Here is a 1,233-nt window from a genome sequence, read left to right as displayed (position 1 = left end):
ATGGCAAAGGAAAAGTTTGAGCGTACAAAACCGCACGTCAACATTGGCACGATTGGCCACGTTGACCACGGCAAGACGACGCTGACCGCAGCGATCACCAAGTATTTTGGTGACTTCAAAGCGTATGACCAGATTGACGGTGCGCCGGAAGAGAAAGCGCGCGGCATCACCATCTCGACCGCCCACGTGGAATACGAGACCGAGAACCGCCACTACGCGCACGTTGACTGCCCCGGCCACGCCGACTACGTCAAGAACATGATCACCGGTGCCGCTCAGATGGACGGCGCGATCCTGGTTGTGAACGCCGCTGATGGCCCGATGCCGCAGACCCGCGAGCACATCCTGCTGGGCCGCCAGGTTGGCATCCCGAAGATGGTCGTGTTCCTGAACAAAGTTGACCAGGTTGACGACGAAGAGCTGCTGGAACTGGTTGAGATGGAAGTTCGCGAACTGCTGTCCAGCTACGAATACCCCGGCGACGATATTCCGATCGTTGCAGGTTCGGCTCTGGCCGCGATGGAAGGCAACAAGCCTGAAATCGGTGAAGAGAAGATCAAGGAGCTGATGGCGGCGGTTGATGACTACATCGACACCCCTGAGCGTGCTGTTGACCAGCCGTTCCTGATGCCGATCGAAGATGTGTTCTCGATCTCGGGCCGTGGTACCGTTGTGACCGGTCGTGTTGAGCGTGGCGTGATCAACGTTGGTGACGAAATCGAAATCGTCGGCATCCGCGACACTTCGAAAACCACCTGCACCGGCGTTGAAATGTTCCGCAAGCTGCTGGACCGCGGTGAAGCAGGCGACAACATCGGCGCGCTGCTGCGTGGTGTGGATCGTGACGGCGTTGAGCGTGGCCAGGTTCTGTGTAAGCCGGGTTCGGTTACACCGCACACCAAGTTCGAAGCCGAAGCCTACATCCTGACCAAGGAAGAAGGCGGTCGTCACACTCCGTTCTTCGCGAACTACCGTCCTCAGTTCTACTTCCGGACCACTGACGTGACCGGCACCGTGACCCTGGCGGAAGGCACCGAGATGGTCATGCCTGGCGACAACGTGTCGTTCGGCGTTGAGCTGATCGCGCCGATCGCGATGGAGCAGGGCCTGCGCTTCGCGATCCGCGAAGGCGGCCGCACCGTCGGCGCCGGCGTTGTGTCGAAAATCACTGAATAAGTCGCGCAAGCGAATGATCAGACGGAAAGGGCGTCCCTCGGGACGCCCTTTTTTTGT

Annotated in this window: 1 protein-coding gene; it reads left to right on the top strand. The window is 59.2% G+C overall.

Annotated features, from left to right (window positions below):
- The coding region (gene tuf / locus ACR0J4_RS23085) for an elongation factor Tu (protein ID WP_170644490.1) at positions 1-1,176 on the top strand (1,176 nt) is incomplete at its 5' end.
- Positions 1,177-1,233 lie beyond the last annotated feature (57 nt).

Source organism: Ruegeria sp. B10, from assembly GCF_056539825.1.
Note: the sequence above shows the minus strand (reverse complement) of the source record. Positions and strands in the feature narration are given on the sequence as shown.